The following is a 25,123-nucleotide window of genomic DNA, read 5'->3' as shown; positions in this document are numbered from 1 at the left end:
CGACAGCGCACTCGGCGCTCCCCCCGTGGGGCACCGAGGTGAACCTTACCCAGGGCGCGGGACGCCGGTGCCGTGACGCGACATCCGGCGGTGCGGAGTCATCCCTGAGGAGGAGGGAGGGGGACTCCGAGCTTCTCGAGGACGCCCGCGAGGCGCCGGGCGCGGGTCGCCTCGGCCTTCGCGCCCTCGACCGCGACGACGTGCGCCTTGCGGGCGCTCGGGGACAGCGCTGCGAAGCGCTCGGTCAGCCCGGCGGCCTCCAGCGCTCGCGCGAGGTCCTCGGGCACCACCACCTCGCGCGGAGCGGTGTCGAGCTCGATCTCGACCTCGAGCGCGTCGCCGCCCGCGATCCCCGTGGCGGCGCGCTTGTCGGCCGAGAAGGGCACGAGCGCCCTGCCGCCCATCACTCCCACCGTGCTGCGGTACTCGAACCCGTTCACGAAGACGCGGACCGCCGGCCGTCCGCCTCCGCCCAGGGCCGCGATGACCTCGGGCGGGACCTCGATGCCGGTGTTGCGGCCGACCTGGTGCATCGTCGTCGAGAAGCGCATGGCCAGAGGATGGCAGAGCCCTCGACGACGGGCCAGAGGTGCGTCGGGGCTCAGTCCTGCGCCCGGTCCGCCTGCTCCCGGTCGAGGGCCGGGCCGAGTGCGGTGCGGACGGCGTCGACGGTCATCCGCCCGTCGGGATCGAGCCGGGTGAGCATCCGCGCCATGATGTCGGCGAGCTGCGGGATCTGCTCGGAGTCGAGCGGGTCGATGACATCGGCGAGCACCGTCGCCACGTGTCCGGGCGCGGTCTCGACGAGCTTCGCCAGACCCTGCTCGGTGAGCACGGCGTTCGTCGCCCGGCCGTCGGTCGGGCAGGGGCGCCGCTCGAGGTAGCCCCGGGACACGAGCCGCGTGACGACGTGCGAGAGACGCGGCAGCGTGGCGTTGGTGCGGGTCGCGAGGGTCGTCATGCGCAGGGTCCGGTCGGGGGCGTCCGAGAGCATCGCGAGGGTCATGTACTCGAAGTGGGTCAGGCCCGCCTCGCGCTGGAGCTGCTGGTCGAGCGCACCCGGGAGCAGCTCGACGACGGCGATGAAGCGGATCCACGCGCCCAGCTGCTCGGAGGTGAGCCAGCGGGGCTCGGGCGGGGTCGAGGACATGACATCCACTCTACACGATTCGTTGAAGCGACAACCTTTTGCCTCGTCCCGGCGTCAGATCACGTCGTCGGACAGTGCGATCGGATTCCCGAAACGATGGTTCGTGATCGAGATCGACTGCTCGCGGAGGAACGGCAGCAGCTCCACCCGGCCCGAGGGGGTGACGGGGTTCGCGAAGATCGCGACGTCCGGAGCGCCGCCGAGGGCCTCGGCGAGCGCCGAGGCGAGCGGGATCCTCGACCCGTCGGCCCGCTGCAGCGGGATCGGCTTGCCGGTGCTGCCGCGCGTCATGCCCGTGACCACGTCGGTGAAGGAGCGGGTGGCGTTGCGCGCGTCGACGGTCGCCGCCGTGTCCGGCCCGAGCGAGGGCCCGGTCCGGCCCTGCGGACCGGCGAAGGCGTCGACCCGGTCCGACACGATGTCGCCGACGATGCGGATGCGCGACGCCGTGATGCGCCCGGCCGCCGCGCGCGCCAGCCACTGCGCGTCGGACTCCACGACCACCTTCGGCACCAGTCCGGCCATCTCGGCCAGCTCGTCGCCGCCGAGCATCTCGAGCACGCGCGGTGGCAGCGGGATCGACGTCGAGATGTCCATCCGCGATCGCGTCAGCAGGCCCGCGGCCACCACCCGGAGGAGCTCCCCCAGGTCCCCGCCGTCGGCCAGGCGCAGCGCGATCGGCACCCGCAGGTAGCGGAACAGGTTCCGCTCCACGCCGATCTTCGAGACGTCCGTCACCACTCCGAACTCCGTCGACCAGGCCAGCTGGTCCGAGAGCGCGGAGCGGCGCAGCAGGTCGAACTGCTCGTACTGCAGCGACGACTGCGCGGCCTCGATGAACTGGCGGGCCCGGTCGTCCAGTCCGCGCAGGTGCAGCGTCGAGGACGGGCGGGCGGGCGAGGGCTTCCACGACCCGAGGCCGATCAGGTGGTTCGGGCCGCCCGCCTTCGAGCCGCCGCCGACCGACGAGCGCTTCCAGCCGCCGAAGGGCTGTCTGCGCACGATCGCGCCGGTGACGCCGCGGTTGACGTACAGGTTGCCCGCCTCGACCGAGTCGAGCCAGAGGGCGAGCTCGTCGGAGTGCAGGGAGTGCAGCCCGGCGGTCAGCCCGTAGTCGGTCGCGTTCTGCATCCGGATCGCGTCCTCGAGCGTCATCGCGTGCATGATCCCGAGCACCGGTCCGAAGAACTCGGTCAGGTGGAAGTAGCTGTTCTCGCCCACTCCCTCGCGCACGCCCGGCGACCAGAGCCGGCCCGTGCCGTCCAGGCGCCTCGGCTCGACGAGCCAGGACTCCCCGCCGCCGAGGGTGGTGAGCGCGTGGGCGAGCTTCCCGGTCGGCGCCTCGATCAGCGGGCCCATCGCCGCCGCGGGGTCGTCGGGGTACCCGACGCGGAGCGACGTGACCGCGTCGACGAGCTGCGCGCGGAACCGCTTCGAGCGGGCGACCGAGCCCACGAGGATCACCAGCGAGGCGGCCGAGCACTTCTGGCCCGCGTGGCCGAAGGCGCTCTTCACGATGTCGGCCACCGCGAGGTCGTAGTCGGCGTGCGGAGTGACGACGATCGCGTTCTTCCCGCTCGTCTCGGCGACCAGCGGCAGGTCCGGGCGCCAGGAGCGGAAGAGCTTCGCGGTGTCGTAGGAGCCGGTGAGGATCACGCGGTCGACCAGCGGATCGGTGATGAGGGCACGGCCCAGGGACTCCTCGTCGAGGTCGACGAGGGCGAGCAGGTCCTGCGGGACCCCGGCGTCCCAGAGCGCCTCGACCAGGACGGCAGCCGAGCGGCGGGCCTGTGGGGCGGGCTTCAGCACGACTCCGGACCCCGCGGCGAGCGCCGCGAGCACCGAGCCCGCCGGGATCGCCACCGGGAAGTTCCACGGCGGGGCGACGACGGTGACCCGGGCGGGAACGAAGGTCGCGCCGGTGATCGCGTCGAGCTCGCGCGCCCGGGTCGCGTAGTAGTGCGCGAAGTCGATCGCCTCCGAGACCTCGGGATCGCCCTCGGCGAGGGTCTTGCCCGTCTCGGAGGCCATGACCTCGAGCAGGCGGTCGCGGTTGGCGGCGATCGCGAGCCCTGCGCGGTCCAGGATCGCGGCGCGGTCGTAGCCCAGGCGCTCGCCCCAGCGCTCGGCGCGGCGGCCGACCGCGCGCAGGCGCTCCTGCAACGCCTCGGGCGAGGTGATCCGCGCGGCATCGGCGGTCGCGGTGCCGATGGTCGAGGCGGCGATCCGGTCGGTGATCAGGCGGGCCCAACGGCGGTTGCCGGGCAGGGACGGATCCGTGTCGGGTTCGTTGCGGAAGCCGGCGGTCGCCGCGGAGGCACTCGATCCTCGGCTGAGCCCGAGCACGGCCTGGGTCAGCCCCTCCGCCGCCGGGTCCAGCGCGTGCTCGCCCGCGCCCGCGTGCTCCTGCACGAGGCGCAGTCCCGAACCGGAGGACCACTCCCGCAGCCGGTCCTGCGTGCGGTTCGGACGCGGCACGCGGTCGTCGAGCGCCTCGAGCGAGACGCGGAAGCGCTCGAGCTCGCGCTGGAACACGGTCTCGTCCTCGAGCTCGAACACCGCCGAGAGGAAGTTGTCGGGGCTCGAGTTCTCCTCCAGGCGCCGGATGAGGTACGAGATCGCGACATCGAACTCGCCCGGGTGGACGACGGGCGTGTAGAGCAGCAGGCGCCCGACGTCCTCGCGGATCGCCCGCGCCTGGCCCGTCGCCATGCCCAGCAGCATCTCGATGTCGACCGCGTCGACCACTCCGCGGTCGTTCGCGAGGAGCCAGGCGAACGCGACGTCGAAGAGGTTGTGCCCCGCCACTCCGATCCGCACCGCGTCGGTGCGCTCGGGGTCGAGCGCCCACTCCAGCACGCGCTTGTAGTTCGTGTCGGCCTCGGCCTTGCTGCCGACCGTGGCGAGCGGCCAGTCGTGGATCGCCGCGTCGACCCTCTCCATCGGCAGGTTGGCGCCCTTCACGACGCGCACCTTGATCGGCGCTCCGCCCCGGGCCCGCCGGGCGGCGGCCCAGGAGGTGAGCCGCTGCAGCACGCCGAGGGCGTCCGGGAGGTAGGCCTGGAGCACGATGCCGGCCTCGAGCTCGAGGAGGTTCGGGTGGTCGAGCAGGCGCTGGAAGACGGCGACCGTCAGGTCGAGGTCGCGGTACTCCTCCATGTCGAGGTTGATGAAGGTGGGGGTCGGGCTCATCGCCGCGGCCTCGTACAGCGGGGTGAGCCGCTCGACGACCCGCTCGACGGCGTCCTCGAACGCCCACATCGACAGCTGGCTCGCGATGCTCGAGACCTTGATGCTGACGTAGTCGACGTCGTCGCGCTCGAGGAGCCTCCGGGTGCCCTCGAGTCTCCGCAGCGCCTCGCGCTCGCCGAGCACCGCCTCGCCGAGGAGGTTCAGGTTCAGCCGGTCGCCGCCCTCGCGCAGCTTCGCGATCGACGCGCCGAGCCGGGCGTCGGAGGCGTCGACGACCAGGTGCGCGACGAGCTGCCGCAGCACGCGCCGCGCCGCCGGTACGACGACCCACGGGAGCACCGGTCCGACCGCTCCTCCGGTGGCGACGGCCGCGCGCAGCCAGGAGGGGAGGAACGCGGGGGTCCTGGAGGTGAGCGCCGACAGGTTCTCCGCGGCGACCGAGACGTCCTCCGGTCGTGCGACGCCGTCGACGAAGCCGACGGTGAAGTCGAGGCCGTCGGGGTCCTGCAGAACACCGGCGAGCCGCTGCGCGGCCGGGTCGGGCTCGAAGGCGCGGCTGCGCTCGAGCCAGCGCCGCGCCAGCGTCTCGACGCGCGCGATCATCGGCTCGGGGTCGTTCCCGGGTACGGCTGGGGACTCCGACTGCTCCATGCCACGAGGCTATGCCCGAGTCGGCATGCAGGCGGTGCGTGTCGTCGCGCCTCTGGGAAGACTCCCGAACCCGGGCCCGTCCGGTGGACGCCGGAGCGGGCGCGCGGGACGATGGGCGCACCCGACCGCTCCCGCTCCTGATCGGAGATCCGATGGATCCGCTGCCCGTCCCGCAGGGCGCGATGATCGCCGCCCAGGCCCTCATCGACAGCACCGCCGCGTTCGACGGGGAGGCGACCGGGCCGATGAACCGCGCCGTGCTCGAGCGCGCCCTCAGCCCCATCGAGGAGGGCGTGGTCGACCTCGACGGCGTGGTCGTGCCGACGGCGTCCGACGTCGCGGGCGCCTCGGTCATCTGCCTGACCTGGCTGACCGGCCGGCTCGCGGAGTCGAGCGGCCGCTCCACGGAGGAGATCCTGTTCTCCCTCCGCGAGTTCGTCGCCCAGGCGCTGCGCACCGACGACGCCTGAGCCGTTCCGGACTCGCGCCCCGCCGCCCGGCCGACCACACTGGCCTGCATGGCGCGAAGCACAGCCCGACGCGATCGGCACCGTCCCCGCGACGCTCAGGACCGCGAGCGCAGCGGCACCGCGCCGGGTCCCCGCGCCCCGCGCACCCCGTCCGACGCCGCGGTGGACGTGGTCGTCGTCGGCGCGGGGCACAACGGGCTCGTCGCCGCGGCGTACCTCGCGCAGGCGGGGCTCGACGTCCTCGTCCTCGAGCGGAGCGAGCACACGGGCGGCGCCGCCGTGTCCGAGTCCCCGTTCCGCGGCGTGGAGGCGCGGCTCAGCCGCTACTCGTACCTGGTGAGCCTCCTGCCGCGCGCGATCCTCGACGACCTGCGGATCGACGTGCCGCTCGTGCGCCGCCGCTACTCCTCCTACACGCCCGATCCCGTCGATCCGAGTCGCGGCCTGCTGGTCGACACGCAGGACCGGGAGGCGACGGCCGCATCCTTCGCCCGGCTCGGCTCGCCGGAGGACGCCGAACCGTTCGCCGAGTTCTCACGCCGCACCGGTCGGATGGCCGCGGCGCTCTGGCCGACCCTCACCCAGCCGCTCCTGCGCCGGAGCGAGGCGCGACGGCTGGTCGGCGACGACTCCGTCTGGCGCGCGATGATCGAGCGGCCGATCGGCGAGGTCATCGAGCGGAGCATCGCGAACGACCTCGCGCGCGGCGTGCTGCTGACCGACGCGCTCATCGGCACCTTCGCGGGCGCCGCGGACGCGGACCTCGCGCAGAACCGCTGCCTGCTCTACCACGTGATCGGCCAGGGCACCGGCGACTGGGACGTCCCCGTCGGCGGGATGGGCTCCGTCTCGGGCGCCCTGGACCGGGCCGCGCGGGACGCCGGAGCGAGGATCCTGACCGGCGCCGAGGTGACCGCGATCGGGGCCGACGGCGAGGTCGTCTACCGCCGCGGTCCGCGCAGCCGCCGCGTCCGCGCCCGGCACGTGCTCTCGAACGTCGCGCCGTTCGTGCTCGACGCCCTGATGGGCGGCACGTCCGGAGTCGGAACGGAGCGCCCCGAGGGATCGCAGGTGAAGGTCAACCTGGTGCTGCGGCGCCTCCCGCGGCTGCGCGACGAGAGCGTCGCGCCCGAGGCGGCCTTCGGCGGCACCTTCCACGTCAACGAGGGCTGGGACGCGCTCGAGACCGCTCACCGGGCCGCGGCGAAGGGGCGCACCCCCGAGCCGATCCCGTGCGAGATCTACTGCCACTCCCTCACCGACCCCTCGATCCTCTCGCCCGAGCTCGCCGCCTCGGGCGCGCACACCCTCACCGTCTTCGCCCTGCACACCCCCGACCGCTGGCTGACCGCCGAGAACAACGCAGCGACCCGCGAGCGCCTGCAGGAGGAGATCCTCGACTCGATCGACTCGGTGCTCGCCGAGCCGATCCGCGACCTGCTGCTGCGGGACGCCGACGGCGAGCCCTGCATCGAGACGCGCACCACGCACGACCTCGAGCAGAGCCTCGGCCTGCCCGGCGGCAGCATCTTCCACGGACCGCTGTCGTGGCCCTTCGCCGAGGACGACGACCCGCTCGACACCCCCGCGCAGCGCTGGGGCGTCGCGACGGCGCATCCCCGCATCCTCGTCTGCGGAGCGGGAGCGCGTCGCGGCGGAGGAGTCTCGGGGCTCGGCGGGCACAACGCGGCGATGGCGGTGCTGGAGGAGCGCGGCGCCTAGGCGTCCCGGCCCGGTCAGTGGCCGCGGTGGTCCTGGATCGTCATCCGCGGGCCGTGGCGGGGCTTCCTCGCACCGCTGCAGCCGATCAGCCGGATGATGCGCTGGCGGTGCCCGCGCCACGGCTCGAGCAGCTCCAGCATCCCGTCGTCGTCGACGCCCAGCCGCCCCGTCAGGGCGAAGCCCACGGCGGCGGCGAGGTGGTAGTCGCCGACGCTGACCGCGTCGGGATCGCCGTGCGCCCGCATCATGACCTCGGCCGCCGTCCAGGCGCCGATGCCGGGGACCGAGCGCAGACGCGACTCGACCTCCGCTCCCCCGCGGCCGAGGGAGAGCGTGCGCTCGAGGCCCGGAGCGACGAGCGCGGCGGTCAGCAGCGTGCGCGAGCGCCGCGGATCGACACCGGCCCGGTGCCACTCCCACGACGGGATGCGGCGCCACTGCTCGGCCGTGGGCGCCGCGTGCAGGGCGACGGGGCCCGGAGCGACCTCGCCGTAGCGGCGCACGAGCGTGCGGTAGGCGCGCCACGCCTCCGTGCTGGTGACCTTCTGCTCGAGGATCGAGGGCGCCAGCATCTCGAACACCAGCCCGGCGCGGGCGAGCCGCAGGCCCTCGACGCGGCGCAGCACCTCGGCGAGCGGGCGGTGGGAGGAGAGGTCGAGGCCGCTCCAGTCGTCGCCGTGCCCGAGCAGCTCCGGCACCTGGTCGATCAGCCATTCGGCGCCCTCGCCCCAGGCGCGCGCGTGCACCGCGCCGTCGGCCGCCTGCACGAGGTGCAGCGTGCCTGCGCCCCGCGGCGTGCGGAACGCCTTCCAGAACCCGGAGGCGTCGATCAGCATCGTCGGATCGCCGGTGCCGCGCAGCAGCGTCCGCACGGTGAGCGCGAGGCTCACCGGCACGGCCGGCGCGTAGACCGCGGCCCGGGCGGGCACGGGAGCGGGAGGGGCGGAGGTCACGCAGCGATGGTAATCGCGCCCTCCGACAGAGCCTCCGGGAGTGCCTCCGGCCACCCCGCCCGGCGTTCCTCCGGTGACAGGTCTTCGGAGCCGCGGCCCCGCCGGATTGGACCAGGACCGATGACCACATGCGCAATCTTTTCTCGCCGATTCCGCTGGTCAGCGCCGCATTCGCGGGCGTAGCTTCACGCTGTCGCGACGACGCGTTGAGTCGTCCGGCATCCCGCCTATCACTGGAGATGCGCACATGTTCGACACTTCCTTCATCCGCAACGCGATCGTCAAGAGCTCGGAGACCGCTCTCGACCGTCGCCGCTTCTTCGAGGCCACCGGCATCGCCGGCCTGGGCATCGGAGCGGCCGCCCTCGCCGCCCCCGCGGCCTCCGCCGAGGAGGTCGCTGCCAGCGGCCCCAGCGACGCCTCGATCCTCAACTTCGCCCTCAACCTCGAGTACCTGGAGGCCGAGTTCTACCTCCGCGCCGTCTACGGCACCGGCCTCGGCGGCTCGGACGTGACCGGCAAGGGCACCCCCGGCGGCGTCATCGGCGGCCGTCCCGTGCAGTTCAAGACCCCGTGGCTCAAGAGCTTCGCCACCGAGGTCGCGAACGACGAGAAGGCGCACGTCAAGTTCCTCCGCGCCGCGCTGGGCACGGCCGCGGTCGCGCGCCCCGCGATCGACCTCCGGTCCAGCTTCAACGCCGCCGCAGCCGCGGCCGGCGTGATCCCGGCCGGTGGCACGTTCGACCCCTTCGCGAGCGAGGCGAACTTCCTGCTCGGCGCCTTCGTCTTCGAGGACGTCGGAGTGACGGCGTACAAGGGTGCCGCGCCGCTCATCCAGTCGAAGACGTACCTGGACGCCGCCGCGGGCATCCTCGCGGTGGAGGCGTACCACGCGGGCGCCATCCGCTCGGCCATCTACGCGGCGGACCTGTCCGACCCGGCGAACAAGCTCTCGAACGCGCGCGACAGCCTCGACGGGAAGAGCGACCTCGACCAGGGAGTGAAGGTCGACGGACAGACGAACATCGTCCCCACCGACAAGAACTCGATCGCCTTCAGCCGCACCCCCGGCGAGGTCCTGAACATCGTGTACCTCACCCCCAAGGCCTCGCGCGTCGGCGGATTCTTCCCCCGCGGCGTCAACGGCACCCTGAACACCAGCAAGGCCAACTAGTTCCCCACGCGACGGGCCCTTCCTCGAGGCGGCGAGGAGGGGCCCGTCGTCGCGTCCGGGACCCGGACCGGCGAGCGGGGTGCGCCGGTCGCTCCGTCGTCCTCTACTCTGAGCGGGTGAAGATCGGGATCCTGACCTCCGGGGGCGACTGCCCCGGCCTCAACGCCGTCATCCGCGGTGCCGTGTACAAGGGCATCAAGGTGTACGACCAGGAGTTCGTGGGCTTCCGCGGCGGCTGGCGAGGAGTGGTCGACGGCGACCTGATGCCGCTCGAGCGCTCCGACATCCAGGGCATCGCGAAGCAGGGCGGCACGATCCTCGGCACGAGCCGGACGAACCCCTTCGAGGGCCCGAACGGCGGCCCCGAGAAGATCGCCGCGATGATGGAGAGCAACGGCATCGACTCGATCATCGCGATCGGCGGCGAGGGCACCCTCGCCGCGGCGAAGCGGCTGACCGACGCGGGCCTCAAGATCGTCGGCGTCCCCAAGACGATCGACAACGACCTCGGCGCCACCGACTACACCTTCGGCTTCGACACCGCCGTCGGCATCGCGACCGACGCGATGGACCGCCTCCGCACCACAGGCGACTCGCACGGCCGCTGCATGGTGGCCGAGGTCATGGGCCGCCACGTCGGCTGGATCGCGCTGCACTCCGGCATGGCCGCGGGCGCGCACGTCATCCTGATCCCCGAGAAGCGCACCTCGATCGACCAGATCGTCGAGTGGGTGCAGAGCGCGCAGGACAGAGGGCGCGCCCCGCTCGTCGTCGTCGCCGAGGGCTTCTCCCTCGACACCATGGACGACGCCCACTCCGAACGCGGACTCGACGCCTTCGGCCGCCCGCGCCTGGGCGGCATCGGCGAGATGCTCGCCCCGATGATCGAGGAGCGCACGGGCATCGAGACCCGCGCGACCACGCTCGGCCACATCCAGCGCGGAGGGACGCCCACGGCGTTCGACCGGGTCCTCGCGACCCGCCTGGGCATGGCCGCGATCGACTCCGTCGTCGCCGAGCACTGGGGCCGCATGGTGGCCCTGCGCGGCACGGACATCTACCACGTCGGCTTCGCCGAGGCCCTCGGCACCCTCAAGACCGTGCCGGACTCCCGGTACGAGGAGGCGCGCACGCTCTTCGGCTGAGCGGCGCGCCCCTCGGGCGGCTCAGCCCTTCGCGCCGTCCGGCGTCGCCGTGGCGACGATCTGCGCGCGGCCCAGCGTGTGGAAGTGGACGTTGAAGCCCAGGATCGCGGGCGTCGACTCCGGATCGAGGTCGAGCCGCTCGACGTCGAGGGCGTGCACGACGAAGAAGTAGCGGTGCTCGCGGTCCGGCGGCGCCGCTCCGATGAACTGGCGCAGCCGCATCTCGTTGGGCAGCGTCTGCGCCCCGGGCGGCAGGAGCTCGAAGCCGGCGGCGCCGGCGCCGGTCGGCAGCTCGGCCGTGTCGGCGGGCAGGTTGTAGAGCGCCCAGTGCCAGAAGCCGGAGCCGGTCGGCGCATCGGGATCGAAGACCGTCACGGCGAAGCTCTTCGTCCCCTCGGGCGCTCCCGACCAGGCCAGGTGCGGCGAGACGTCCTCGCCGCCCGAGCCCTCGCCGTAGTGGCGGGCGTCCAGCGGGGCGCCGTCGGCGATGTCGTCGCTGGTCAGCGCGAAGGACGGCACCTCCCCGAGGCGGGCGTAGGGGTCGTAGTTCCAGTCGGACATCCGGTTCTCCGTTCGGACGGGGCGACCCGCGATCGCGGGCCCTCTCCAGCGTACGAACGCCCGCGACGAGGGCCAGGGCTTGCGGAGCGGGTGCTCAGGAACCGAGGTAGCGGCCGGGCCGGTGGTTGAAGGCGAGCACGAGGTTGAGCACCACGACGCCCGCGGCCGAAATCAGCACGTTCACCGGGGGCACGACGAGCAGCGCGGCGACCACCACGCAGGCGTCCAGCGCCATCATCACGTAGCCGGCCCGCCAGCCGAGCCGCTCCTGCGCGATCAGCGCGACGATGCTGAAGCCGCCCAGGCTCGAGCCGTGCCGGAAGAGGATCAGCAGCCCGATGCCCGCGAGCACGTCGCCGGTGATCACTCCGTAGACCGGCTCGATGCTGAGGGAGCCGAAGGCGAGCGGATGCAGCCCCGCCAGCACCGAGACGAGCACGATCGAGAACATGGTGCGCAGGGTGAAGCGCCAGCCCTTCTTCCACAGCGACAGCGCGAGGAACGGGATGTTGACGACCACCAGGATCACGCCGAACGGGATCGGCAGCGGATAGCCCAGCAGCAGCGCGAGCCCCGCCGTGCCGCCCGTGACCGCCTCGCTCGCGCGCAGGAGGAACAGGCCCAGCGAGACGACGAACGCCCCGGTCACGAGTCCGAAGACGTCCTCGATCCGGGAGTGCGGCACGGTGGCGGAGGCGTCGGTCACCCGCCGATGCTGCCACAGCCGTGTTGCGGCGCCGTTTCGCGCGGTGCCAGCGCCTCGTAGGATGTGCCGGTGCTGCCGAAGATCCTCCTGTTCTACCGCTTCGTGCCGCTCGCCGACCCCGAGGCGATCCGCCTGTGGCAGCGCGAGCTGTGCGAGTCGCTCGGGCTGCGCGGGCGGCTGATCGTCTCGAAGGACGGCCTGAACGGCACGCTCGGCGGCGAGATGGGCGCGCTGAAGAAGTACGCGCGCCGGACGAAGGAGCATCCCGCGTTCCGCGGCATGGACGTGAAGTGGAGCGCCGGCACCGGGCTCGACGAGGACGGCGCCAGCCTCGACTTCCCCGGTCTCTCGGTGAAGGTGCGCGACGAGATCGTCTCGTTCGGCGCACCCGACGAGCTGCGGGTCGACGCGGACGGCGTGGTCGGCACCGGGACGAGACTGCAGCCCGACGAGCTCGACGCGCTGGTCGCCGAGCGCGACGACGTCGTCTTCTTCGACGGCAGGAACTCCTTCGAGGCCGAGATCGGCCGCTTCGACGGCGCGGTCGTCCCGGGGGTCGCGAGCACGCGCGACTTCGTCGAGCAGCTCGACTCCGGGGTCTACGACCACCTCAAGGGGCGGCCGATCGTGACGTACTGCACCGGAGGCATCCGCTGCGAGGTGCTCTCGAGCCTGATGACCGCGCGGGGATTCGGCGAGGTGTACCAGCTCGACGGCGGGATCGTCCGCTACGGCGAGGCGCGACGCGACTCCGGACTCTGGCGCGGAGCGCTCTACGTCTTCGACGGCCGCGGCTCGCTGACCTTCTCGCCCGACGCCGAGGTGCTGGGCCGCTGCGCGGGCTGCGCCGCGCCGACCAGCCGGATGCGCAACTGCCTCGATCCCTCCTGCCGCACGCAGCTGGTGGTGTGCGGGGAGTGCGACGAGCTCGTCTGCGCGGTGCACGGAGGCACCCCTAGTCTCGGGGCATGAGCATCGAAACGCGCGGACGCACCCTCGTCGACCTCCACACCGACCCCGAGCTGCTGAGCGTGGTGAACGTCTGGGACGCCGTCTCGGCGACCACGATCGCCGCGCTGCCCGCGACCCGGGCGCTCGCCACCGCGAGCCACTCCATCGCCGCGTCGTTCGGCTACGAGGACGGCGAGCGGATCCCGCTGGACCTGCACCTGGGCATGATCGCGCGCATCGTCGCCGCGGTCGAGGTCCCCGTCTCGGCCGACCTCGAGGCGGGCTACGGCGACGCCGGCGAGACCGTGCGCCGGGCGATCGAGGTGGGCGTCGTCGGCGCGAACCTCGAGGATCAGGCGAAGCCGCTGCCGGAGGCTCTGCGCGCCGTCGAGAAGGCGGTCGCGGCGGCCGAGGCCGAGGCGGTGCCCTTCGCGCTGAACGCCCGGACCGACGCGTTCCTCCGCGCGGGCGAGCGGGACCGCTCCGAGGTCCTCGCTGACGCCGTCGAGCGCGGCCGTGCCTACCTCGACGCCGGGGCCACCTGCTTCTTCGTGCCGGGTCTCCTCCAGGACGCCGAGATCGAGGCGCTCGTCGCCGCGCTCGGTCGACAGCGGATCAGCGTGATCGGCATCCCCGGGTCGCAGTCGCCCGCCCGCTTCGAGGAGCTGGGCGTCGCCCGGATCTCGTACGGGCCGTGGACGCAGCGCGTGGCGCTGACCGCCCTGCAGGACGCGGCGAGTGCGCTCTACGAGGGCGGCTCCCTGCCCGAGGGGACGCGCGCGCTGAACTGAGCGATCGGGCGGACTGAGTGATCGGGCGGGACGGCGACCGCGTCCCGGGCGTAGCGTGGGCCCATGTACCGAGCCATCGTCGTCGAGCAGCATGACGCCTCCGACACCGACACCCCGAACCGCGCCGCGCTGATCGAGCGCGACGAACCCGATCGGTCGCACGGCGACGTGGTGATCGCGGTGGAGTACTCGAGCGTCAACTACAAGGACGCCCTCGCGCTCGCCGGGCGGCCCGGAGTCGTCCGGCGACCGCCGCTGGTGGCCGGGATCGACCTCGTCGGCACCGTCGAGTACGCGGACGGCGCGGCGGCCGAGCGCTTCGACTCCGGCGACCGGGTCGTGCTCACCGGCGCCGGCCTCGGCGAGCGCGTGGACGGCGGGCTCGCCGAGCGCGCCCGGGTCGACTCCGCCTCGCTGCTGCGTCTGCCGGGGGCGATCTCGCCGGCCCGGGCCGGCGCGATCGGCACGGCCGGGTTCACCGCGATGCTGGCGGTACTCTCACTCGAGAAGCACGGCGCCCGCCCGGGTTCCGGTCCCGTCCTGGTGACGGGCGCGGCGGGAGGGGTCGGCTCCCTCGCCGTCGCCCTGCTCGCGCGCCTCGGCCACGAGGTCGTGGCGTCGTCGGGTCGAGCGGTCGAGGAGGGCGACTTCCTGCGCCGCCTCGGGGCCGCCGAGGTGATCGACCGCGCGGAGCTGCAGGAGGCGGGGAAGCCGCTGCAGTCCGAGCGCTGGGCCGGGGCGGTCGACTCCGTCGGCTCGCACACGCTCGCGAACGTGCTCGCGCAGACCCGCCGGGGCGGCGCGGTCGCCGCGTGCGGACTCGCGCAGGGGGCCGACCTGCCGACGACGGTGATGCCGTTCATCCTGCGCGGAGTGACGCTCGCGGGGGTCGACTCGGTCGAGGCGCCGCGGAAGCTCCGCGAGGAGGCCTGGCGCAGGCTGGCGCACGACCTCGACCTCGAGCTGCTGGACGGGCTCACCTCGACGGTGTCGCTGAGCGGCGCGCTCGACATCGCCGGGGACGTGCTCGCCGGGAAGGTGCGCGGGCGCACGCTCGTCGACGTGCGGGCCTGATCCGCCGGCTCCCGATCGCACCGCGGCCGGTAACCGCGTCGAAACAGCGTCTGCGTAGGGTCGGCCCATGACTGCAGTCGACAAGAGCGCCGCCGGACTCGGCGAGCGCCAGTACCACATCGGGATCGCACCGGGAGAGGTCTCGACCGTCGCCCTCCTCCCGGGCGACCCGTTCCGCGTCCCGATGATCGCCGAGTTCCTCGAGGACGTGCGCGAGATCGCGCACAACCGCGAGCACCTCACGATGACGGGGACCTACAAGGGCCATCCGATCACCGCGACGAGCACCGGGATGGGCTGCCCCTCGACCGCGATCGCGGTGGAGGAGCTCGCGCGGGTCGGAGTGACCTCGTTCATCCGCGTCGGGAGCTCGGCGGCGACGCAGCGCGGCATCGAGCCGGGCGCGCTGCTGGTGAGCGAGGGGACGCTGCGCAACGACGGCACGAGCGCGGCGTACGCGCATCCGGGCTTCCCCGCGGTGCCCGATCTGGCGCTCACCTCGGCGCTGCTGGAGGCAACGCGCGAGATCGCCGACCGGGAGGGAGTGCCGGTGCACTCCGGCATCAACGCGAGCGACGAAGCGTTCACAACTGACACACTCCCGGCGCTCGCCGCGTAAAGTCACCCGATACAAACCGTGACCAGGGGTTTCCCCTCCTCCTGGTGGAGTCCACGCGCTCCCAGGTAGGTTCAGAGGGTGATTCAGGACCCAACTCCGGAGTACCAAACGTTCCTTGACTCCACAGACGACTGGAAGCAGAAGGAGAGAGCGCGAGAGCGTCGGGTGATCCATGAGCACATAGGAGCCTTCGTCGCGGCATGGACCTATCTGGATAACCAGATCATTACTACTCTGGCCTTTTGGACAGCACCGGACAAGCTTCCTGAAATGAAAAAGAAGTTTCGGTCAATGCGGATGTATGACAAGATTGAAACGCTTAGAAAGCTTTTCCCGAAAGATTGGATAGACGGTCAGTGTCTTCTAGAACAATTGGTAATAGTAAACCGCTATAGAAATACCATGGCCCACGAGGACTTAGTTCCCGGAGGAGTACATGAAGACGATTACTTCTTATGGGCCTTCTATTCAGCAGGAGCCGGAAAGAAGCCCACAAAACTGGACTTATCTGACCTGAATAATCGAATCCTAGAAGTTAAAGTCACTACCGCAGCAGCGCAAATGGCAGCCGCTCCGCCCTATATCTATACGGTAGATACGCCTTTGAGAAATATCAGTGATCCAGCGACTTTCAACGATCACAGTCTCGCATGGAGGCTGATCCTGTGGCCGAACGTATGGGAGTCGAAGAGCGAGCGGCAGGACTACATCAATAAAGCGTTCAAGATGTTTCCGCCCGCTCCCGGGGTGACGCTGCCCTCTCCCAAGAAGAACCTCTAGTCACCCCGCGCGATCCAACACGCCCGAGATGCGCCCTAGTCTTTCAGGGCCCGGAAGACGCTAGCTCGGCTGACTCCTGTCGCCTCCACGATCTTGGGGACCGTCATGCCCCCGGCGCGCATGGCCCTGATCTTCTCAACGTTGTCAGGAGCAGTAGCAGTCTTAGAACGGCCTGTAAGGGTACCTACTGCCTTCCTCGCAGCCCTGGCGTCGGCTGCACGCTCAGCGGTGTTCTCCCTCTCCCACTGAGCAATGCTCGCCATAAGATTCCTGATCAGTCTGCCGGTGACACCTGAGAAGTCCTCACCCGGCTTCAAGCTGCGAACGGTGATCCCCTTTTCCTCTAGCGACTCCATCGTCTTCAAGGTGTCGAGCACAGTCCTGCCGAGCCTGTCGAGTGAGGAGACGAGGATCACGTCACCCCTGCGAGCTACCTTCAAAAGGTTATTGAGCCCGGGCCGGTCCATCCTGGCACCCGTGATCTTGTCCTCAAAGATTCGATCCTCAGGGACCCCAGCAGCAAGCAGGGCAGAGGTCTGCCTCTCGTATGACTGCTTGACCGAGCTGACACGACGGTAACCGAAGGTGTAACCGGTCTCAGTGGCGGGGGTGTTGTTCTCCATGCGGAAACAGTATCAATTGCTGCTCCTGTGACGCAACATCTGACACCCGTCTCAGGTGCTGAGATTGTGACGTGATCCGCTTCCGGCTGAGACTGATTCTCCTCCTAGTAGGACCGTCTCAACTGGCATGCACTTGATACTCCCCGAATGGGGGACGGTGACCCCCTCCCGGTGATCGAACAGAGAGAGGGTCACCCCCGTGGAGGTCCGGACCCCCCGACAACATCGCGCACCCCGGTGGAGAGGCCAAAGCCCACGGAAAGGTGGATGAGTGCGCGATGTTGACGGCAGGACCGGGGCTCACCGGCGACGGAGACTGAGAGGGACCGAGCTAGCTAAAGCTTTCTCATCGGAGCTAGTCAGGCGTACTGGCCCCTGTGGCCCGAAGAGACGGGCTCCACCGTTGGGAAGCGCAACGATCACGCCGCGCGGGCTAGTTCTGAAGCGAGAACCAACAGGTAGAGCAACGGTGTACTTCTCATAGAAGACAACTGCCCAATGGTGCCTCCTGTAGCGCTCAGGCTTCTGAGTGATCTTCCAGGGCTCGACGTGAGGAGTCTCCTCTACGGGCTCAGGATCGACCTGCACGCCGAACTTCTCCAACATGCTGAGGGCGATTCCCTGAGGAACGTCCACTTCATGCACTTGTGAGAAGGCACGAATATTATTACCGGGCTCCATAATCCACAAAAGACGAGCCTCAGGATCGACCTGCCCGACACTCCCCGCGGCAACCTCGAACTTGACGCTTCCCGGTGTCGGATAGACCGCAATCACTTCTCCGCAGCTTCCAGACGGGCGGCAATCTCCGCAAAACTGTCCAGGCTCATCGTCACGTGCGATCCGCTGAGAGGGGCGTCAGGGGCCTGCTGGATATAAATCCCGTATCTCTTGCCGTCGAGACGTGCTGTCCCTGTTGCCAGGGGTACGTAGGTCCCCGGGCGAAATCGTCTCACTGCATTTACTATAAAACTAAAGTTCTTTAGGCCGTAAATATCACCTAGTTCGGCCAGCTCTTCCTCTAAGAAAGACTTTGCTAAGGTGCCCTGTTTCTTCTTTTGGCGTGCAGTTACCGGCAATCCAAAAGCAGAAAGATATGTAGCTACGGCGTCAGCGAATCGAGTATTTTGTATCTCTAAGTTCGGACTAGTCATCATCGTCCTTTAGTAATTGTAGACGTTGTGGTTGTCAGGAACGGCTAGACCCAGCTCGCGGTTGATTGCGACAACTGCCTTTTGCCTCTCAATGGGATCGGCAATATCTAAAGCTGCACCCAAACGGCGGCGGCGCTCGTCTAGCCAGGCAAGCTCCCCGCGGATAAATGGGCTCTTGTCCTCCGGCCAACTCCCTAGGGCCGCGATAGGCTCTTCTTCTGCAAAAGGATCAGGCTCTGCAAGATTCTCGACCCACGCAGGGAAGTTCCCGAATCTATCTTTAAGCTCGTCCAGTAGGTCTGGAGTAAGAACTACTTCTTGTCCACGTCCAAAAGTAAGAGGCTTTCCCATTGGGCTAGCGGGATTGGGAATCGAAACTCCCTGATAGAAGTGGACAAGGATTTCATCTGAAACATCTTCTACGAGAACCTCTTCAACTGCCTCAGTCTCGATATCTTCTACAGGGGCGACCTCTAGATTCTCGTTTATGTCTGTCTTGCTCATTCTAATTCCTTGGTGTTGTTGGTGAGGGTCTTGAATGCTTCCACTAGGTCTTGGGATGCATCCTGTTGGTCGAGCTTTGACGCTATTTCTAGTATCAATTCATTAGGTAATTGTGGTGCGACGGATAATAGGACGCCTGCAAGCTTTTGAGCATCCGAGACGAGTTCAAGCGAGTCCGTATCCCTAATTCCTAAACGGGTCAAAAGAAGATTCAAGAGCTGAGCTTCCGCAAGAGAAGCTTTAATTGACGCTGAGAAATTGTTTTGCTCCTGCGCTGCTTCCCGTGTTTCCGCGAGATTGTCCGCAATGCTGAGGAGTCTTGTTCCGAAGTCACCGGGTCCATTTGTATTACTGATCCGTCTAGAACTTCTTATGTCCGCATGGAGATGGTTACGAACGTGACGGCGGAGAGCAGCCTCAGAAAAATCATTTTGCGTCGCTATGCGTCGGTATGAATCTGTCTGGTCGAGCACGGCATTATTGATGTTGTCCCTGTTCAGTGAGGAACATACGGAACATCTTCTGCCTAAACTCATAAGCTTTCTCCTTTCTTCTCTATTACTATCGACACATCGAAAACTCAATGGTGTTTCTGGTCACAGCCGCTATTTCTACTTTTGGGTCTCCTGGCGTAGCTGAGCACGTAAGCGCTTGACGGTGGCCGTGGAACATCCCACAGCCTGGGCCTGAGCGGCCACAGATAGCCCCAGGAACGGTCGTAAGTGCTCAGGGGTGTACTGGGGCGGTCTGACGCTCTTCAAGCCTCCTAGACGCCCTCTAGCGGGTGCCTCGCTGACGTAGGTGGAGGACCAACGGAGCATTACCTTTTCGGAAGCATCCCGGATCATCTCGTCCAGTTTGCTGTAGCTAATGCGGTGATACTTGTCTGAGCCTGCAGAGTTGTGGTCGTAGTCAGGGAAGAAGTCTTTGTAGCCTCTGTGCATGCAGACCTCAAAGAGCATCCCTTCAAGGTCGTGAATAGTAGAAACAAGTTCTGTGTTATCCAAGTCGTACATAAGTCTCTCGTTGAGGTAATGGAGTCCGGTGCTCAGAAGGAAGCTAAAGAGTTGATTGTTAAATTCAGAGGACTTTGCTTTAGCTGTGTAATCTCTCCGAGTAGGCCAGTCTTCTCTAAAAGTAGAAGAGAGAGTAGCTACATCAATCTTCTTACTGAGTGATACGGAGGAAGAAGAGGAGAGAGAAGGATCAGTGGAGGTAGTATCTGGGATAACTAGGTTATTTGATCCCTCTACTTCCACTCCATTTAGGAAGAAGTGTCCACCCTCTAGAAGGTCTTGAAAGTCGTTCTGTATCGTCTGCATGAGGTTCTCCAACCCATTGTTTACTTGTAACTAATGTTCTGCTCACGCAGGATGCGACGGTACCTAAAGACAGTGGCTTGGCTCAGCTTCAAGACTTTCATTGTCTTTGAAACCGACAAGCCGAAAATATCAGGTCGAGTAAGTACCTGGGGGTCGTAGATGGGTGTGCGTGCCATTGAATATCCTTTCGCTACTTGTACCATCGGCATAACGAGAGGATCGCACTAAAGTATTCCCAACGATGAGAAGATACTTTCTCGCTGGAGCCACTATTTTTAGAAATGACAAAGGCCCCGCTTCTGGAAAAGAGTGAACAGAAGCGGGGCCTTAGCTTTGGTGGAGAACCACATTTATTCTAACATAAAGAAGGCCCCCGGATCAGAGACTATGAAAAACTGATCGGGGGCCTCGCGTCAATAGTGCTGTGCTCTACTCCTACGAAAACCACAGCACCACTAACACGTTAATACTATCGGTTGTGGCAGGGTGTCAGTTCACGGCGAACTTTCCATTGACTCTCCGCCGCTCAATAGCCGCGGTTCTCCGAGTCTTAAGTTTTCCGGCGTCTCGTGCCACCGCAATAACGTAGCTCGGGTCAATCGCTACAGCCCCGTAAAAGGCTTCCAAAAGGTTTAGGTCAGCCTGTGTCGGGCTATATTCCTGCAGAACGTCATCCATGAAGCCAGTTTAACATGAGAGTCTCTCTAAAACAGGCGTTATCGGCCCTGTGTGGCGATCTGCGGGCCGAAGGGGTCGATCTGACACAGATGCTTACCGAATGGCAAAAAGTCTCTTACGTGGCATCCTGAGACTTCCACTTTTCTGCATGGAGATCAATTTCTGGCAGATCGTCCGGATACTTTTCTTCACCGTTTAGGGTCTTCACGATCTTGTGATGCACCTGCACTCGACTAGCACCCTTACCAGAAAGAGAAACCTTCACTTCTAAGAACTGGCGAGCCAGTTCCCGCTGCGTCTCAATCGGTAAGCCTTCAAGCCGCTGGATAAGTTTCTTCTTAGTGTCCGCGACCTCAGATATTTTGATCGTGCCCGGCTTAAAGAGTCCTTCTCGAAGGTCCACTAGGAGAACACGGCTCGCGGACTCCCTCTGCTGTTCGGCTATTTTTACTTCTAGCGCTTGCTCCTGCGCTGCGAGCTGGTTTAGATACACTAGGGAGTCGGCTCCGGTATTTTTGAGCTGAACGGCGAACTTGAATGCTTCTTGATACTCCTCGCGTACCTTCGAAAGCTCAACAGTAAGATTCTGAGTGCTGGCATCTTCGGACTTCGGTAGCAACTCCTTTGATCCGAAGAGGAACGCGGCTGCGATAGCTTCTCGTCCAACCCGATCAGCAATATGTATCTGTATAGCGGTGTGCTTACGAGTGTCGCCTGCCGCATGAGAGCGGCATCGGTACGTTCCAATCTTGGCTGTCTTGTCGGCATTGGTTGTACTATTCGAGGATCGGAGGGGTGCTCCACAAGTGCCACAACGGATGATCCCCGCGAGGAGGTACCTCGGCTTGCTCCCCGGTCCCGTCTTCCGCTTCGGGTCCCCCAGGATCGCCATTACGGCGTCGTACTCGTCCTTTGACACGATGGGCTCCCAGGCACCGACGATGCCCTCGACGTAACCGGGCTGAGGAATCTTCCTACGCCTGTTGTCCGTTGTCCTCTCGATCTTGTCGGGGAGACGGACCAAACCGGCATTCTTAGGTCTACGGAGGACGGATACGACGGCGGCGTGACTCCACCTGTCGGCCTTCCCTGCTGTAGGGACTCCGCGACTGTTGAGGTCGGTCAGAATGCTGTAGATCGTGCCGCCCGACAGGATCGTCTTGTACATCTTGCGTATCTCGTCTGCCTCCACGGGATCGAGGGCGAGGCCGTCGGCGGCGTACCCAAATACCTTTTGAGACGCAGTGAGACGGCCAGCGGATCGCAGACGGTCGTAGTGGTTGAGTAGACGCTCTGACTTTAGAACTGACTCGTACTCGGCAACGGCGGCTGTCATCTTCGCGACGAGTCCACCTGACGCCGTCCACGGCTCCACCAGGGTTCCCCCCTGAGTGACTACCGGCACCTTCGCCCGTGTCAGTGCGTAGCGGAAAAGGTCAGCCTCCTGCTCGTTGCGGGCAGGGCGGTCCATGTGTCTCGTCGCGACTAGATCAAGTTCTCCGCAGTCGAGCGCGGCGAGAAGAGCCGAAAACCCAGGACGACGACCACCAGAGAAGCCACTGACGCCGGAGTCCACGAACTCCTGCACTTCCGTTGCTCCGTGGCTCGAAGCTAGGCCCCTGCATACCGCTAGCTGACTCTCAATGGAGCCGGAGGAGTCGTACTCGGTCTTACCGTCCTTCGCCTTGACGACGGAGACGCGGGCGTAGATGCCGACTCGAAGAGTGCTCACTGTCAGATGCTAACGCGAGCGACGACGCGTTCTACGCCGAGACTCCGGAGTGGATCGCGACGCTCGAGCGGCACGGGGTCCTGAACGTCGAGATGGAGTCGAGCGCGCTGTACGTCGTCGCGCGGCTGCGCGGGCTCCGGGCGGGCATGGTCTGCGCGTGCTCCAGCAACCTGGTCGACGGAGCGAGCCTCTACTCGGGCACGAAGGACCGGCTGGCGCAGGGCTGGCGGCTGAGCATCGAGGCGGCACTCGAGACGGCGGTGCGGCTGAAGCTCTGAGGGCCGCTCGCGAGGCCGGAGGCGCTACTCGGCGGCCTCGGTGGCTCCGCTGGGCTCGGCGGAGGCGTGTCCCATGGAGGAGTCGGGGCGCGGGGTGCGGGCGCGGGGCTTCACGGCGGTCGCCTCGGGTGCCTCCGGGGCGGGGGTCTCCGCGGACGCCTTCGCCGCCGGCTTCTTCACAGCCGGCTTCCTCTTCGCGGCGGGCTTCTTCGCGGGCGCCGGGTCCTCCCCGATCGCCTCGGCCACGGCGGACGTCTCGGCCACCGCCTGCTCCGTGTCGAGCGACGCGTCCTCGGCGGGCGAAGCGGGTGGCACGGCGGGACGGTCCGCGTCGGCCGCGCCGACGGCCTCGGTCTCGCGGGCCGTGGCGGCGTCGTCGGTCGCGGCGAGCCGGGCCGCGGCCTGCTCCGCCACCTCGGGCACCACGACCAGGTCGTCCGTCTCGATGATCGGGATCGCCGCCGTCGTCGGCCCGAGCTGCAGGGCCGCGATGAGCTCAGGGGCGTGCTTCGTGCTGATGATCAGGCGCGACCAGTCCTCGTCGACGAGGTCGAGCACGACGGCCGACGCGGTGCGCTTGATGAGCAGGAAGTCCTTGCCGCCGTGGAACTTCCACGTGCCGGCGGCGATGGTCAGCGGCACGGCGGTGCCCGGGGCGCGGATGCCGCGGACCCAGATCCAGGGATCCTCGGTGACGGTCGCGGAGCGGATGCTCGATCGGTCGATCACGACGTCGCCGCGGTGGAAGGCGAGCAGTCGCTCGGCCCTCGTCAGGCGCAGTTCGAGGCGGTCGGGGAGCACGGTCACGACGGGCATGCCTCTAGTCTGCCCCGAGTCGCGGTGCCGTCGGGGGAACGGATCGTGCGGCCGGTGCGACCATGGTGGGATGCCGATGGACCAGGAGGAGCTGCGCCGGCTCGACGCGCTGCTCGCCGAGCGTCAGGCCGAGGCGCGCAGCAAGGCCGTCCGGCTCGACGAGGCGCTGGCCGAGCTGCTGCTCGCGCGCGGCGACGGCACGGCCGACGACGAGCACGATCCCGAGGGCACCCCGCTCTCGGCGGAGTGGTCGCGGATGGCCGGGGTGCGCGACGCTCTGATGCGGTCCGAGCGCGAGCTGGCCGACGCCCGCCGCCGGGTCGGGCAGGGGGCCTACGGCGACTGCCTCCGGTGCGGGCGCCCGATCGGCGCCGATCGACTCGCCGCCCGCCCGACCGCCGAGCTCTGCATCGACTGCGCGCGCCTCGCCGAGCGCGCCCGCTGACCCTCGCGCGCGGGCCACGGATCTGAGGGCGTGCACAGACGGCGGCTCGGGGAAGCGCGGCTGCGTCTGCGAGAGTTCGCAGGTTGTGCCGCCGTGCCCCCGCGGCCCGTCGCTCCCCTCCGCGCCCCCCCTCCGCTCGAAAGGCCCCTCCCATGACCGAGACGTCGACCGACCGCGGCGCGACGGGCGCCCATCCCGCCCCCGACCGGCGCGCGTGGCGCTCGCTGGTCGTCCTGCTGGCGGGCATGTTCATCGCGCTGCTCGACACCACGATCGTCAACGTCGCGCTGCCGACCATCCGCACCACCCTCGACGCCTCCGAGTCGACGCTGTCGTGGATCATCTCGGGCTACGCGCTCGCGTTCGGGCTCGCCCTCATCCCCTCCGGGCGCCTCGGCGACCGCTTCGGCCACAAGTGGGTCTTCGTCAGCGGAGTCGCGCTGTTCACCGTCGCGAGCTTCGCGTGCGGACTCGCTGCCGACGACCTGCAGCTCGTCGTCGCGCGCGTCGTGCAGGGCCTCGCCGGCGGCATGTTCGTGCCGGCCGTCAACGCGTACATCCAGCTGCTCTTCCGCGGACCCGCGCGCGGCAAGGCCTTCGCGATCATGGGCGCCGTCCTCGGCGTCTCGTCGGCGCTCGGGCCGATCATCGGCGGACTCATCATCCAGGCGTTCGGCGACGAGAACGGCTGGCGCCTGGTGTTCTGGGTCAACCTGCCGATCGGCATCGTGACGCTGATCGCCGCGGCACGCCTGCTCCCCGCACGCCGCGAGCTCGAGTCGGGCGATCGCGCACCGAGCGGCGGTGTCGACTGGCTCGGCCTCGTGCTCGTGTCGGGTGGTCTGGTCGCCCTGCTGGTGCCGCTCATCCAGGGGGAGGACGAGGGCTGGCCGCTCTGGACGATCCTCTCGATCGTCGGCGGAGTCGTCCTGCTCGCGGCGTTCGGCGCCTGGGAGGTCCTCTACGTCCGCCGCGGCCGCACTCCCCTCGTGCCTCCGTCGCTGTTCCGCCACCCCGCCTTCACCGGCGGCGTGATCCTGGCGCTGGTCTACTTCGCGGCCTTCACGAGCATCTTCTTCACCATCTCGCTGCTCTGGCAGTCGGGCCTCGGGCACACCGCGCTCGAGTCGGGGCTGGTCTCGATCCCCTTCGCGATCGGCAGCATCATCAGCTCGTCGCAGAGCAACCGGATGACCGCGCGGCTCGGCCGCAACGTCCTGGTCATGGGCAGCGGGCTCCTCGCCATCGGCCTCGCCTGGGTGTGGCTCGTGCTCCTCACGGCGACTCCCGACTCGATCACCAACTGGCAGCTGCTCGCTCCGCTGCTGATCGCCGGGCTCGGCAACGGCTTCTTCATCGCCCCGAACGTCCAGTTCATCGTCGCGACCGTCGATCCGCAGGACGCCGGAGCGGCCAGCGGAGTGATCTCGGCCATCCAGCGCATCGGCTCGGCCGTCGGCATCGCCGTGATCGGCAGCGTGCTGTTCGGCGGGCTCGTCATCACCGGGCCGGACACCGTGGCGTCCGGATTCCTCGACGCCGCGGCGCCCGCGATGCTCCTCAGCACGCTGATGGCGGTCGCGGCCTTCGCCCTGGTGTTCGTGCTGCCGAAGTCGGTCTCGCGCCGCTGAG

Annotated in this window: 26 protein-coding genes; 12 read left to right on the top strand and 14 right to left on the bottom strand. The window is 67.8% G+C overall.

Annotated elements, in window-relative coordinates:
- Nucleotides 1–98: 98 nt before the first annotated feature.
- The 3 genes from C1I63_RS08360 to C1I63_RS08350 are packed head-to-tail and all read right to left on the bottom strand — an operon-like array spanning nucleotide 99 to nucleotide 4,993.
- A complete protein-coding gene (locus C1I63_RS08360) occupies nucleotides 99–551 on the bottom strand; it encodes a YdeI/OmpD-associated family protein (RefSeq protein ID WP_107574487.1) in 453 nt (150 codons plus the stop codon).
- A gap of 50 nt (nucleotides 552–601) precedes the next feature.
- Nucleotides 602–1,150 (bottom strand): MarR family winged helix-turn-helix transcriptional regulator, encoded by a 549-nt coding sequence (locus tag C1I63_RS08355; protein WP_107574486.1) that lies wholly within the window; start codon nucleotides 1,148–1,150, stop codon nucleotides 602–604.
- 54 nt (nucleotides 1,151–1,204) lie between these two features.
- Nucleotides 1,205–4,993 carry a bifunctional proline dehydrogenase/L-glutamate gamma-semialdehyde dehydrogenase gene (locus C1I63_RS08350; protein WP_107574485.1) on the bottom strand — a complete coding sequence of 1,263 codons (3,789 nt, stop codon included), beginning with the start codon at nucleotides 4,991–4,993 and terminating at the stop codon, nucleotides 1,205–1,207.
- A 152-nt stretch (nucleotides 4,994–5,145) separates the two neighbouring features.
- On the opposite strand from C1I63_RS08350, the gene C1I63_RS08345 reads away from it, so the two are divergent.
- Complete coding sequence (locus C1I63_RS08345; RefSeq protein WP_146168411.1) at nucleotides 5,146–5,463, top strand: hypothetical protein; 318 nt, start codon at nucleotides 5,146–5,148, stop codon at nucleotides 5,461–5,463.
- 48 nt (nucleotides 5,464–5,511) lie between these two features.
- Nucleotides 5,512–7,185: a phytoene desaturase family protein gene (locus C1I63_RS08340; RefSeq protein ID WP_107574484.1), complete on the top strand. Its 1,674-nt coding sequence runs from the start codon at nucleotides 5,512–5,514 to the stop codon at nucleotides 7,183–7,185.
- A gap of 14 nt (nucleotides 7,186–7,199) precedes the next feature.
- Here C1I63_RS08340 and C1I63_RS08335 read toward each other — a convergent pair whose 3' ends face one another.
- The gene (locus C1I63_RS08335) at nucleotides 7,200–8,138 is read right to left on the bottom strand and encodes a DNA-3-methyladenine glycosylase family protein (RefSeq protein WP_107574483.1); all 939 of its coding nucleotides are present in this window, start codon (nucleotides 8,136–8,138) and stop codon (nucleotides 7,200–7,202) included.
- 247 nt (nucleotides 8,139–8,385) lie between these two features.
- Between C1I63_RS08335 and C1I63_RS08330 the strand changes: the two genes are divergently transcribed.
- Complete coding sequence (locus C1I63_RS08330) at nucleotides 8,386–9,312, top strand: ferritin-like domain-containing protein (RefSeq protein WP_107574482.1); 927 nt, start codon at nucleotides 8,386–8,388, stop codon at nucleotides 9,310–9,312.
- A 116-nt stretch (nucleotides 9,313–9,428) separates the two neighbouring features.
- On the top strand, nucleotides 9,429–10,457 hold the full coding sequence (locus tag C1I63_RS08325; RefSeq protein WP_055786505.1) for a 6-phosphofructokinase: 1,029 nt from the start codon (nucleotides 9,429–9,431) through the stop codon (nucleotides 10,455–10,457).
- A 21-nt stretch (nucleotides 10,458–10,478) separates the two neighbouring features.
- Here the strand turns inward: C1I63_RS08325 and C1I63_RS08320 are convergent, their stop codons facing one another.
- Both C1I63_RS08320 and C1I63_RS08315 read right to left on the bottom strand, forming a co-directional pair.
- Complete coding sequence (locus C1I63_RS08320) at nucleotides 10,479–11,018, bottom strand: YbhB/YbcL family Raf kinase inhibitor-like protein (RefSeq protein WP_055786501.1); 540 nt, start codon at nucleotides 11,016–11,018, stop codon at nucleotides 10,479–10,481.
- 94 nt (nucleotides 11,019–11,112) lie between these two features.
- A complete protein-coding gene (locus C1I63_RS08315; protein WP_243591224.1) occupies nucleotides 11,113–11,724 on the bottom strand; it encodes a YitT family protein in 612 nt (203 codons plus the stop codon).
- A 72-nt stretch (nucleotides 11,725–11,796) separates the two neighbouring features.
- On the opposite strand from C1I63_RS08315, the gene trhO reads away from it, so the two are divergent.
- The 5 genes from trhO (at nucleotide 11,797) to C1I63_RS19425 (ending at nucleotide 15,939) form a co-directional block, all read left to right on the top strand.
- The gene (trhO, locus tag C1I63_RS08310; RefSeq protein ID WP_211315662.1) at nucleotides 11,797–12,696 is read left to right on the top strand and encodes an oxygen-dependent tRNA uridine(34) hydroxylase TrhO; all 900 of its coding nucleotides are present in this window, start codon (nucleotides 11,797–11,799) and stop codon (nucleotides 12,694–12,696) included.
- Nucleotides 12,693–13,466: an isocitrate lyase/PEP mutase family protein gene (locus C1I63_RS08305; RefSeq protein WP_107574480.1), complete on the top strand. Its 774-nt coding sequence runs from the start codon at nucleotides 12,693–12,695 to the stop codon at nucleotides 13,464–13,466. The genes trhO and C1I63_RS08305 overlap by 4 nt, the downstream gene beginning before the upstream one ends.
- Before the next feature lie 63 nt (nucleotides 13,467–13,529).
- Nucleotides 13,530–14,540 (top strand): MDR family oxidoreductase, encoded by a 1,011-nt coding sequence (locus C1I63_RS08300; protein WP_107574479.1) that lies wholly within the window; start codon nucleotides 13,530–13,532, stop codon nucleotides 14,538–14,540.
- Nucleotides 14,541–14,607: 67 nt separating this feature from the next.
- Nucleotides 14,608–15,159: a nucleoside phosphorylase gene (locus C1I63_RS08295; RefSeq protein ID WP_107574478.1), complete on the top strand. Its 552-nt coding sequence runs from the start codon at nucleotides 14,608–14,610 to the stop codon at nucleotides 15,157–15,159.
- 78 nt (nucleotides 15,160–15,237) lie between these two features.
- On the top strand, nucleotides 15,238–15,939 hold the full coding sequence (locus C1I63_RS19425; RefSeq protein WP_146168410.1) for a hypothetical protein: 702 nt from the start codon (nucleotides 15,238–15,240) through the stop codon (nucleotides 15,937–15,939).
- A gap of 35 nt (nucleotides 15,940–15,974) precedes the next feature.
- Here the strand turns inward: C1I63_RS19425 and C1I63_RS08290 are convergent, their stop codons facing one another.
- The 7 genes from C1I63_RS08290 to C1I63_RS08285 form a co-directional block, all read right to left on the bottom strand.
- Complete coding sequence (locus tag C1I63_RS08290; RefSeq protein ID WP_107574477.1) at nucleotides 15,975–16,562, bottom strand: recombinase family protein; 588 nt, start codon at nucleotides 16,560–16,562, stop codon at nucleotides 15,975–15,977.
- A 773-nt stretch (nucleotides 16,563–17,335) separates the two neighbouring features.
- A complete protein-coding gene (locus C1I63_RS19420; protein ID WP_170116354.1) occupies nucleotides 17,336–17,716 on the bottom strand; it encodes a hypothetical protein in 381 nt (126 codons plus the stop codon).
- A gap of 9 nt (nucleotides 17,717–17,725) precedes the next feature.
- Nucleotides 17,726–18,220: a hypothetical protein gene (locus C1I63_RS19415; RefSeq protein WP_146168408.1), complete on the bottom strand. Its 495-nt coding sequence runs from the start codon at nucleotides 18,218–18,220 to the stop codon at nucleotides 17,726–17,728.
- Nucleotides 18,217–18,693, bottom strand: coding sequence for a hypothetical protein (locus C1I63_RS19410; protein ID WP_146168407.1), 477 nt, complete (start codon nucleotides 18,691–18,693; stop codon nucleotides 18,217–18,219). Before C1I63_RS19410 ends, C1I63_RS19415 begins: the two co-directional genes overlap by 4 nt.
- A 138-nt stretch (nucleotides 18,694–18,831) precedes the next feature.
- On the bottom strand, nucleotides 18,832–19,542 hold the full coding sequence (locus tag C1I63_RS19405; RefSeq protein ID WP_146168406.1) for a hypothetical protein: 711 nt from the start codon (nucleotides 19,540–19,542) through the stop codon (nucleotides 18,832–18,834).
- A gap of 489 nt (nucleotides 19,543–20,031) precedes the next feature.
- Complete coding sequence (locus C1I63_RS19735; RefSeq protein ID WP_170116353.1) at nucleotides 20,032–20,220, bottom strand: hypothetical protein; 189 nt, start codon at nucleotides 20,218–20,220, stop codon at nucleotides 20,032–20,034.
- A gap of 115 nt (nucleotides 20,221–20,335) precedes the next feature.
- Nucleotides 20,336–21,952 carry a recombinase family protein gene (locus C1I63_RS08285; protein WP_107574476.1) on the bottom strand — a complete coding sequence of 539 codons (1,617 nt, stop codon included), beginning with the start codon at nucleotides 21,950–21,952 and terminating at the stop codon, nucleotides 20,336–20,338.
- On the opposite strand from C1I63_RS08285, the gene C1I63_RS08280 reads away from it, so the two are divergent.
- A complete protein-coding gene (locus C1I63_RS08280) occupies nucleotides 21,952–22,230 on the top strand; it encodes a phosphorylase family protein (RefSeq protein WP_107574475.1) in 279 nt (92 codons plus the stop codon). The genes C1I63_RS08285 and C1I63_RS08280 overlap by 1 nt on opposite strands.
- Before the next feature lie 24 nt (nucleotides 22,231–22,254).
- On the opposite strand, the gene C1I63_RS19940 is transcribed toward C1I63_RS08280, so the two are convergent.
- Nucleotides 22,255–23,046: a hypothetical protein gene (locus C1I63_RS19940; protein WP_211315599.1), complete on the bottom strand. Its 792-nt coding sequence runs from the start codon at nucleotides 23,044–23,046 to the stop codon at nucleotides 22,255–22,257.
- Nucleotides 23,047–23,116: 70 nt separating this feature from the next.
- Here C1I63_RS19940 and C1I63_RS08270 point away from each other — a divergent pair, with 70 nt between their 5' ends.
- Together C1I63_RS08270 and C1I63_RS08265 are read left to right on the top strand one after the other, a co-directional pair.
- Complete coding sequence (locus tag C1I63_RS08270) at nucleotides 23,117–23,491, top strand: TraR/DksA family transcriptional regulator (protein ID WP_146168405.1); 375 nt, start codon at nucleotides 23,117–23,119, stop codon at nucleotides 23,489–23,491.
- 152 nt (nucleotides 23,492–23,643) lie between these two features.
- Nucleotides 23,644–25,122 carry an MFS transporter gene (locus C1I63_RS08265; RefSeq protein WP_107574473.1) on the top strand — a complete coding sequence of 493 codons (1,479 nt, stop codon included), beginning with the start codon at nucleotides 23,644–23,646 and terminating at the stop codon, nucleotides 25,120–25,122.
- The last annotated feature ends 1 nt before the right edge of the window (nucleotide 25,123 follow it).

It is taken from the genome of Rathayibacter caricis DSM 15933 (genome assembly GCF_003044275.1).
GTDB classification, from domain to species: Bacteria; Actinomycetota; Actinomycetes; order Actinomycetales; family Microbacteriaceae; genus Rathayibacter; species Rathayibacter caricis.
This window is presented reverse-complemented; position numbering and strand designations above follow the sequence as displayed.